The 8,545-nt window shown below is 65.9% G+C and carries 12 protein-coding genes; 8 read left to right on the forward strand and 4 right to left on the reverse strand.

Annotated elements, in window-relative coordinates; genetic code table 11:
• Positions 1-790 (reverse strand): helix-hairpin-helix domain-containing protein (locus FV242_RS30930; protein ID WP_246692969.1); only part of this gene is annotated, 790 nt, incomplete at its 3' end.
• A 156-nt stretch (positions 791-946) separates the two neighbouring features.
• On the opposite strand from FV242_RS30930, the gene FV242_RS30935 reads away from it, so the two are divergent.
• Positions 947-1,795 carry a metal-dependent phosphohydrolase gene (locus tag FV242_RS30935; RefSeq protein ID WP_147941595.1) on the forward strand — a complete coding sequence of 283 codons (849 nt, stop codon included), beginning with the start codon at positions 947-949 and terminating at the stop codon, positions 1,793-1,795.
• A 293-nt stretch (positions 1,796-2,088) separates the two neighbouring features.
• On the opposite strand, the gene FV242_RS30940 is transcribed toward FV242_RS30935, so the two are convergent.
• Together FV242_RS30940 and FV242_RS30945 are read right to left on the reverse strand one after the other, a co-directional pair.
• Positions 2,089-3,024, reverse strand: coding sequence for an SMP-30/gluconolactonase/LRE family protein (locus FV242_RS30940; protein ID WP_147941596.1), 936 nt, complete (start codon positions 3,022-3,024; stop codon positions 2,089-2,091).
• A 41-nt stretch (positions 3,025-3,065) separates the two neighbouring features.
• Positions 3,066-3,272, reverse strand: a complete 207-nt coding sequence (locus FV242_RS30945; protein WP_147941597.1) for a hypothetical protein — start codon at positions 3,270-3,272, stop codon at positions 3,066-3,068.
• Positions 3,273-3,532: 260 nt separating this feature from the next.
• Between FV242_RS30945 and FV242_RS30950 the strand changes: the two genes are divergently transcribed.
• From FV242_RS30950 to FV242_RS30980, 7 genes are read left to right on the forward strand one after another with little or no spacing between them, the layout of a single operon-like run.
• On the forward strand, positions 3,533-4,057 hold the full coding sequence (locus tag FV242_RS30950) for a hypothetical protein (protein ID WP_187278631.1): 525 nt from the start codon (positions 3,533-3,535) through the stop codon (positions 4,055-4,057).
• Entirely contained in the window at positions 4,054-4,305 is a 252-nt protein-coding gene (locus FV242_RS30955; RefSeq protein ID WP_147941598.1) for a monovalent cation/H+ antiporter complex subunit F, read from the forward strand. Before FV242_RS30950 ends, FV242_RS30955 begins: the two co-directional genes overlap by 4 nt.
• Positions 4,302-4,589, forward strand: a complete 288-nt coding sequence (locus FV242_RS30960) for a monovalent cation/H(+) antiporter subunit G (RefSeq protein ID WP_147941599.1) — start codon at positions 4,302-4,304, stop codon at positions 4,587-4,589. Before FV242_RS30955 ends, FV242_RS30960 begins: the two co-directional genes overlap by 4 nt.
• The gene (locus FV242_RS30965; RefSeq protein WP_147941600.1) at positions 4,586-4,873 is read left to right on the forward strand and encodes a DUF4040 domain-containing protein; all 288 of its coding nucleotides are present in this window, start codon (positions 4,586-4,588) and stop codon (positions 4,871-4,873) included. The genes FV242_RS30960 and FV242_RS30965 overlap by 4 nt, the downstream gene beginning before the upstream one ends.
• Positions 4,870-5,646 (forward strand): MnhB domain-containing protein, encoded by a 777-nt coding sequence (locus tag FV242_RS30970; protein ID WP_147941601.1) that lies wholly within the window; start codon positions 4,870-4,872, stop codon positions 5,644-5,646. Before FV242_RS30965 ends, FV242_RS30970 begins: the two co-directional genes overlap by 4 nt.
• On the forward strand, positions 5,643-6,044 hold the full coding sequence (locus FV242_RS30975; RefSeq protein WP_147941602.1) for a sodium:proton antiporter: 402 nt from the start codon (positions 5,643-5,645) through the stop codon (positions 6,042-6,044). The genes FV242_RS30970 and FV242_RS30975 overlap by 4 nt, the downstream gene beginning before the upstream one ends.
• Positions 6,044-7,813: a complex I subunit 5 family protein gene (locus tag FV242_RS30980; RefSeq protein ID WP_147941603.1), complete on the forward strand. Its 1,770-nt coding sequence runs from the start codon at positions 6,044-6,046 to the stop codon at positions 7,811-7,813. The genes FV242_RS30975 and FV242_RS30980 overlap by 1 nt, the downstream gene beginning before the upstream one ends.
• 267 nt (positions 7,814-8,080) lie before the next feature.
• Here the strand turns inward: FV242_RS30980 and FV242_RS30985 are convergent.
• Positions 8,081-8,545 (reverse strand): IS630 family transposase (locus FV242_RS30985; protein ID WP_147941604.1); only part of this gene is annotated, 465 nt, incomplete at its 5' end.

Genomic DNA, 8,545 nt, shown 5'->3' on the forward strand with positions numbered 1-8,545 from the left:
TCAGCGCCGCCTCGACGCCGAGGAGGTCGCTCGCGAGCTTGATCAGTTCCACCACAGGGAGCGCGCAGTGTCCGCCGTCGGTCGCCGTCTGCAGGGCAAACGAGATGCCCGCGCGCAGCCGCTGCGGTGCCTCCGGGGTCAGCCCGAGCTTCATCGCGATAGCGTCGGCGGTCTTGAAGCCGATGCCGCGGATGTCCTTGGCCAGCCGATACGGATCCTCGGTCATGACCGCGATGGCGTCGTGGCCATAGGTCTTGAAGATCCGCACCGCCCGTGCCGTGCCAACGCCGTGGGCGTGCAGGAACAGCATGATCTCGCGCACCGCCTTCTGCTCGGCCCAGCCAGCGATGATGCGGGCGGCACGCTTCGGGCCGATGCCGGCAACCTCGGGCAGCCGCTGCGGCTCGGCCTCGATGATCTCAAACGTGCCCTCGCCGAATGCCGCGACGATGCGCTTAGCCATGGCCGGGCCGATGCCGCGCATGTGGCCGGAGGCGAGGTATTTCTCGATGCCCTCGACCCCGGTGGGTGGCGTGACCTTGAGGGTGTCGGCCTTGAACTGCACGCCGTGCTGCCGATCCGTGTGCCAGATGCCGGTGGCGGTGATCCACTCGCCGGCCGCGATGGCGGGGGCATGCCCGATCACCGGGACGAGGTCGCGCTTGCCCCGAGCCTGGACCTTGAGCACGCAGAAGCCGGTCTCGCGGCTGTGGAAAGTGACGCGCTCGATCGTGCCTGCCAGCGCCTCGATCTCGGGACCGGCCGAGCCGGGGAATGCGCGCGCAGCCACGACGGCTATGAGTTCCTACGAGCCTGCCCCGAAGTCTGACGCCCCGACATTTCGCGGGGCGCCTTGCTCAATATGGGCCGCCGCTCACTTGATGTCATGATGCTGATCGACACAGCAGGCCGTGTGGGCGTTTGTACGATTTGCGAGAGTCCAGTCATGTTCGATGTAACGAAGATGCTGGCCGACGCGCTGGGCGAGCACCTCGCGGTCACCTACCAGCGCACCTTCGGCAGTCGTGAACCACGTTTCGCCGAGGTGATCGAGGCGTCCGCACGTCTGACCATTGAGCGCATCGTCGGCAGCGACGCGCTTTACCACGATGGCGACCACACCGCCCTCGTCACCCTCGTGGCTCAGGACATCCTGCGCGGCCGGTTCCTCGACAAGGGCATCACGCCGGAGGATTGGCTGCACATGATCCTGGCCGCCCTGTATCATGACATTGGCTACGTGCGCGGTGTCTGCTCAGGTGACCGGGCGAACGCCTTCGTCATCGACCCGCAGGGCACGACCATCGGTTTGCCGCGGGGTGCCTCGGACGCGGCGCTGGCGCCCTACCACATCGAGCGTTCGAAGCTGGCGGTGCAAGAGCGCTTCGGCACGCATGATCTCGTCGATGCGCCGCGGGTGATGCGGGCCATCGAGTTGACCCGTTTCCCCGTGCCCGCGGACGATGAGCACCGGGAGACTGGGACCGAAGCTGGCCTGATGCGTGCGGCGGACCTGATCGGGCAACTCGGCGATCCGCTCTACCCACGCAAACTGAACGCGCTGTTCCACGAGTTCGCCGAGGTCGGCCTCGACGCCCAACTCGGCTATGCCAGCCCGGCCGACCTCGCGGAGCGGTATCCTACATTCTTCTGGGGCAAGATCGAACCGGTCATCGAGGACGCGGTGCGCTTTCTGAATCTGACAGTGGAAGGACGGAGCTGGGTGGCCAACCTCTACAGCCATGTGTTCGCGATTGAGCACGACCGGCGCCGCATGGGACCACACCCTGGCTGAGCCGCAGAAGTGGCCGTCAACGCGGGTGAAGGTGGTGATAGCTCTTGATAAGCACTACGCTCAAGCCATGAGGTATCGTCATTTTTACGCTCATTGCCGCCATTCGGCCGACCTCGGCAGTATCCCGTAAGCGGACGCTCCTGCAGCTAGCCTTTCAAGTCTGTAGGCACAGGCGGGACGCAAAAGGTTACGGGGGCCGCTGGGCGGTAGCCCTACGTTCTTCGCACTGCGTGCTCCGCAAGTTCCGTTCCCTAACGGCATTGCACGCAATCTAACAGCTTCTTGATCTCATTTCAGTCCGCAGGACAAGCGAGATCGAGGCTGTAGAGATGCTGCTTCGAGGTGACGAACAATCGCCGCTCACCCGGTGAGAAGCAGAGGTTGGTGCAAATTTGCGGCGTTGGAATCAGCCCAAGCCGGTGCCCCAGAGCGGAGAACACTTGGACCCCTGCCTCGGAGCTCGTCCAGATCCAGCCACGTCGGTCTACACGAAAGCCGTCTGGCACGCCTGGTTCGATCTCGGTGAACACCCGGCGCTCCCCTAAGCTGGCATCATTACGCACGGGAAAGGCGTAGATCGTGTGCCCGTCGTCACCCTCCGTACGAGAGGTGTCGCTGACGTAGAGCGTGCGTCCGTCACGCGCGAAGGCGAGGCCGTTCGGCTGACCGAGGTCGGTCATGCGCCGCACCACGCTGGTGGTCGGGTCGAAGCGGTAGACACTGTGATGGCCAAGGTCGGACTCGGCCAGCGCCCCTTGCCTGGGTTGGCGCAGGCCGTAGGCGGGATCGGTGAACCATAGGGCGCCATCGGGGGCGCAGACCACGTCGTTCGGCGCGTTGAAGCGGCGGCCCTTGTAGCTTTCGACTACCACCGTGTAGCTTCCGTCCGGAGCTGTGCGGGACAATCGACGGTTGCCGTGCTCGCAGTGGATGAGGTTGCCGTCCCGGTCGACCGTGTTGCCGTTGATGAATGGCGTCGCGTCGATCACGACCCGCACGCAGCCGTCTTGATGCCAGCCGAGAACCCGGCGGCCCTCGACATCTGACCAAACCAGGATGTCCCGGGCGGGCCACCAAGTTGGCCCCTCGCTGAAGATCGCTTCGTCGTAGAGCGAGACCAGGCGGGCGTGGTGAGGCACGACTTCGGTGAAACGTGGGTCGGACGCGCGCGGAGGATCGACATGCGGAACCGGCTCTGGCGGCCCGGCGCGTCGCAGCAAATCAGGCATACGATCTCGTGTTTGCTCAGCGACAGGAGACAGGAGGGAGATCAGTCTTTGCCCAGCACCTTGTCGGCCTTGGCGTCGACCTTCGCGTGATCGGATTTGGACAAATTGCCAGCCTTCTCGGATTGCGCGGCTCGAGCCTTGGCGTTTCGGGCGTGCGCTTTGTCCTCGACCGGGAAACGCTTCTGGTCGGGGAGGGCAAAATCCTTTTTGGAGAGCGACTTGCGGTCATCGTTCGTCAGCGTCGACATCGCTTACTCCTATGCCCGCACAACTCCTTTCCCCGGGGTCGGTTCTGTGAAAATCGCCGGTGGCGGATGGCTCGGTTTCGGAACGCGATGCCGAGGTCCGTGCCGTTGGCGCTAGGCGACTCCGGACGCTCGGGGCCGACTCCGCATCACAAATCTTCGAGGCCCATCCCGCACTGAGCCGTCGCCATTGTACCCGCGTTGGCCGCGGTCTACGCCTACGTCGACACGCATTCAGCGCCAAGGTTCGGTGAGGGCCCTCGATGGCGGGAGAGATTTCCGACGCTGGACTGGAGCGTCCAGTGCCGCGCGTGACCTTCGCAGCTGTCGCAACCTGGATCTTCCTCGCCGCTGTCTACGGCGTATTCGCTGGTTCGATCAGTGCGACTGAGGGCCTCGCCGACGTGGTCTGCGCCAGTCTCGGTACGCTCTGGGCGCGGCGCGTCGGGCGGATCGGCGACCCGGCTTTCCGCCTACGGGTGGGCATGCTGCGCCCTTTGGCGGGCGCGGTGGCGAACCTGCCCGCACAGACCCTCCAGGTCGGATTCGAGCTGATGCGAGCGATCGGCGGCGGCACCGGCTCCGGGTCGATCCGGATCCGACCTATGGCGTCGGTCTTTCGGGTCGCCCCGGACGATAGCGGCGCGGAGGCGCAGACTGAACGGGCACTCGGTGTTTTCGCCGCTTCTCTGGCGCCGCGTAGCTATGTCCTTCGCCTTGATCCCGGGCGATCAGAAGTCGTGCTCCATGCCTTGGAGACCCAACCGGCACGAAAGACGCCGACATGAGCCCATGGATTTTGGCATCGGGAGCTCTCGTTCCGCCGTTTGCCATCGCCGCAGCGATCGGTTGGCGTGGACGCATCGGGCAGCGCCTTGCAGCTTACCAGCTAGCGAGCTCGATCGCGGTGATCCTGCTGACGTTCCTGACTTTCGCTACCGACCAGCCATCACTGACCGACCTCGCCCTCACCCTGGTGCTGCTGACGCTGCCGGGAACTCTGCTTCTTGCAATGTTCGTGGAGCGCTGGTTGTGAGCGCGACGATCCTCGCAACCCTGCTCAGCCTGGCGGTCGCGGCAATCTGGATCGCCTGCCTCGCCGTTTTGCGGCTGCCGCGGGCGCTGGACCGCTTGCACGCGGTCGCCTTCCTCAATGCGGCGGCGGGTATGTCGGTTACGCTGGCAGCTTTCGTAGCGGACGGGGTTTCGGGCCGCTCTCTGAAGATCGCCGTGCTGATGACGTTCCTGGTCGCCTGGAGCGCAGTACTCTCCCACGTGGTCGGCCGAGCCTTGCTCTTGCGGGAAGGATCGTCGGCGTGAGCGTAATCCTCGTCCTGCTGTTCTTGCTTACCGCCGCCAGCGGAACGGCAGTGGTCTTGATCCGCGAGCCCCGCCGCCAGGTCTTCGCGATCGGGCTGAACGGACTCGTTCTGACCGTACTCTTCACCGCGCTTCAGGCGCCGGATGTGGCACTGTCCGAACTCGCCGTCGGCACCGCGGCCGTACCGTTGCTGTTCGTGGTGGCGTTGAGCGCCGTGCGGACCGCTGCGCCGAGCCAATCGGCGGATCCCGGTGACCACGAGAAATCTCCTGAGGACGCATGAACGTACGGTGGCGCCTCGTCCTGCTCGGGCTTGCCTGCCTCGTCCTCGTGCCCTGCGCCGTCTCGGCGATCCGGGCAATGCCGGATTTCGGCGCCGACATCGCGGCCTATGGCGCGCGGATCAACGCGATCGCACCGGCCGAGCGTCACGTCGCCAACATGGTCAGCGCGATCAACTTCGACATCCGTGGGCTCGACACGTTGGGCGAGGAGTTCATGCTGCTGGCCGCCATCACCGGTACCGTCGTGCTCCTACGCGGCAGCCGCGGCGAGGCGATTACCGACCGCGCAGTTCGGCTCTCTGGCCGTCGGGTTCTGCCGCGCGCTGAGGTGGTGGTCCTGGCCTGCCGCATCGCAGGGCCGATCACTGCCCTGTTCGGGCTCTACGTGGTGCTGCACGCCACCGTGACGCCTGGCGGCGGCTTCCAGGGCGGCGTGATCCTCGCGTCCGCGACCCTGCTGATCTACCTCGGCGAAGGCTATTCCGGATGGCGCGATAGCGTCCGCAGTCGGTGGCTCGACGTCATGGAAGGCGGCGGCGCGCTGCTCTTCGTGCTCTGCGGCCTGGCGCCGATGCTGGTCGGAGCCGCGTTCATGGAGAACGTGCTGCCGTTGGGCACGTTTCGCGACCTCTTTTCCGGCGGCCTGATGCTGGTGGAAAATCTCGGCGTGGCGGCGGCCGTCGCGGGTGGTTTCACTCAGCTCTTCCTCGAATTCATGGAGGAGACCCGGGAACCCGACCAATCGGACGATCCGAAGGGAGAAGACGCGTGAGCTGGCTCCCCTACGCGGTTGCCGCATGGCTGTTCGGCATCGGCCTGTTCGGGATCAGCACCAGCCGGAACTACATCCATCTGATCGGCTGCCTCTCGGTCTGCCAATCGGCCACCTACGTGCTGCTTCTCGGCATCGGCTACCGCTGGGACGCCATCGCTCCGATCTTCTACGACCACCCGCCCGGCACACCCGCCGTCGACCCGGTGATGCAAGCGCTCGTGCTCACCGACATCGTCGTCGGCGCGACATTGACCGCTCTGCTGCTGGTCCTGACGCTGCAGGTGTACAAGCGTAGCGGCACACTCGACCCGGAGCGGCTCCGACCGATGCGGAAGAATGCCGGCGGCGGACGCGTCGGCGCGCGTCAGGAACCTGGCGCGGAGGCGCAGCTCTGATGCCGGATTGGTTCTCGCTCGGCTGGATCCCGAGCGCGGTGCTGCCGCCCCTTCCGGTGGCGCTGCCGCTGGCGATGTGCGCGGCCCTGCTCGCGACGGCCCACCTCATGCCCGGTCGTTGGCCCGACATCCTCGCGAGCCTGACGGCGCTCGCGGTTGCAACCCTCTGCGGCCTGATCGCCGTGCGGGCGGCGGACGCACCGCTGGTCTACTGGTTCGGCGGCTGGACGCCGCGGGCGGGCATGCCGCTCGGCATCGGCTTCTCGGTCGATGCCGCGAGCGGCTGGGTCGCGGCGTTCATTGGGACGCTGTTTGCCGCGAGCTTCGTCTTCGCCTGGGGCTTCTTCGAGGAGACCCACGGCCACTTTCAGATCCTGATGCTGCTGTTCCTGGCGGCCATGGTCGGATTCGTCTTCACCCGCGACCTGTTCAATCTGTTCGTGTGGTTCGAGGTGATGAGCGTCGCGGCCTTCGCGCTGACCGCCTATCATCTCGACGAATCGGCGCTGGCCGGCGCCCTGAACTTCACCGTCACCAATAGCCTCGCGGGCTTCCTGATGCTCGGCGGCATCGGGCTGATCTACGCGCGTGCGGGCACGCTCGACTTCGAGGAACTGGCCCGCGCGGTCGCCCATGCAGGGCGCGATCCGGTGACTGCCGGCGCCTTCTGCCTGGTCGCCACCGCGCTGATGATCAAGGCCGCCGTGGTCCCGTTTCAGTTCTGGCTCGCCGACGCCCACGCGGTGGCCCCAAGCCCGGTGTCGGTGATTTTCTCCGGCGCCATGGTCTCGCTCGGACTGTTCGGGCTCGCCAAGCTGACCGCGGTGGTGTTCTCCGGCTCCGAACAGGTCCGCGGGGCGGTCTCGCTGTTCATGATCGGCGCCGGCAGTGCTACCGCGCTCGTGGGAGGCTGGATGGCCTTACTCCAGCGCCACCTCAAGCGCCTGCTCGCCTTTTCGACGATCAGCCACGCCGGCATCATGCTGCTCGGTATCGGAACGCTGTCGCAGAGCGGCACCGGCGGTCTGCTTCTCTACCTTGTCGGCCACGGGCTGGTGAAGGGCGCGCTGTTCATGGTGGCGGGCATCCTGCTCGCCACTCGCGCCGGGATCGACGAGATCGCCCTGCGCGGCCTCGGCCGCGGGATCGGGCCCGCCGGCATCGCGATGGCGCTCGGCGGCCTTCTGCTGTGCGGCCTGCCGCTCGGCCTCCTCGACCAGGGCACCCGCGTGCTTCAGGGCGCCCTCCTCGACGGCGGCCACCCCTTCGCAGTCGCGGCGACCGTGGTCGGGGCGGGGCTCACCGGTGCGGCGGTCCTGCGCGCCGCCGGCCGGATCTTTCTTGGACTTGGGCCGGATCCCGGCGACGAGGCGCAGGCGCCGAGCGAAGCCGAGCGAGAGAAGGCCAACCGCCCGCTCTGGCTGATGTTGGCGCCCTGTCTGGTCCTGCTAGCCCTGAACATCGCGGCACCGGAGGCTGGGGTCGCGCGCCTCGCCGCCAAAGCGACACCAGCCTTCATGCACCAGGGTGGCAGCTTGGGGCACGGACCTGAGTGGCTGCCTTGGCTCAGCCTAGCTCTAGCACTCGTGGTCGCGGCCTACGCACTCGGCCGCCATAAACTGCCACACTGGCTTTCGAGGCCGGTCCGCGTAACGCAATCGAGACCGACCCGACTTTTGGAACAGGTTCATAGCGGCTTGATTGGCGACTACGTGACTTGGGTGGTTGTTGGATTGGCTATCCTTGCGGGTTTTCTCGCGACGTCCTGAGCCGTTTGCTTTTTACGCACCGCAAGTGCTGAAATACCCACGGTAAACCCGGCGATGGATTGAGATCGTATGTGCAAAACCAGCCGTTCGGCTTTGCGCCCATCCCGGTCACTCAAGGAGCCTCGGCCGCTCATCAATAGCGGACATTCAGCGCGACGGCTGTTTCGCCGGGCGATTCGCATAAGGGTGACTTATGGCACAACACTTCAGTTTAATCGGACGTTCAACCAGATGGAACACCCGCCCGCGAGGACCTAGTGCATTGACTCAGACGGATGGTTCAGGGGCTCGATTGAGGGCGTCGAAGATGGCGGCGGCGGGCTTGGTCCAGACGAAGGGTCGTGGGCTTTGGTTGTGCTCACCGATGTAGCGTTTGATGGCGGCCTGTAGGTCGACGATGCCGGTGAAGGTGCCTCGCCGGAGGCGACGGCGCGTCAGCGCGGAGAAGAAGCCCTCGACGGCATTGAGCCAAGAGGCCGAAGTCGGTGTGACGTGGAAGGTCCATCGCGGGTGGCGGGTGAGCCAGGCGCGAACCTTTGGGTGCTTGTGGCTGCCGTAATTGTCGAGCACCACGTGGATCGCCTTGCCCGCGGGGACTGCCGCCTCGACGGTGTTGAGGAAACGGATGACCTCACCGTGGCGATGGCGCTGCATGCAGCGGCCGAGCACGGTGCCTTCCAGGACGTCGAGGGCGGCAAACAAGGTCGTGGTGCCGTGGCGGGTGTCGTCGTG

The sequence above is a fragment of the Methylobacterium sp. WL64 genome, assembly GCF_008039945.1.
Classification (GTDB): domain Bacteria; phylum Pseudomonadota; class Alphaproteobacteria; order Rhizobiales; family Beijerinckiaceae; genus Methylobacterium.

Excerpts from the sequence above, each read along its gene's own strand:
- FV242_RS30935 (WP_147941595.1), top strand. The coding sequence starts at position 947 with ATGTTCGATGTAACGAAGATGCTGGCCGACGCGCTGGGCGAGCACCTC.
- FV242_RS30940 (WP_147941596.1), bottom strand. The coding sequence starts at position 3,024 with ATGCCTGATTTGCTGCGACGCGCCGGGCCGCCAGAGCCGGTTCCGCAT.
- FV242_RS30945 (WP_147941597.1), bottom strand. The coding sequence starts at position 3,272 with ATGTCGACGCTGACGAACGATGACCGCAAGTCGCTCTCCAAAAAGGAT.
- FV242_RS30950 (WP_187278631.1), top strand. The coding sequence starts at position 3,533 with ATGGCGGGAGAGATTTCCGACGCTGGACTGGAGCGTCCAGTGCCGCGC.
- FV242_RS30955 (WP_147941598.1), top strand. The coding sequence starts at position 4,054 with ATGAGCCCATGGATTTTGGCATCGGGAGCTCTCGTTCCGCCGTTTGCC.
- FV242_RS30970 (WP_147941601.1), top strand. The coding sequence starts at position 4,870 with ATGAACGTACGGTGGCGCCTCGTCCTGCTCGGGCTTGCCTGCCTCGTC.
- FV242_RS30980 (WP_147941603.1), top strand. The coding sequence starts at position 6,044 with ATGCCGGATTGGTTCTCGCTCGGCTGGATCCCGAGCGCGGTGCTGCCG.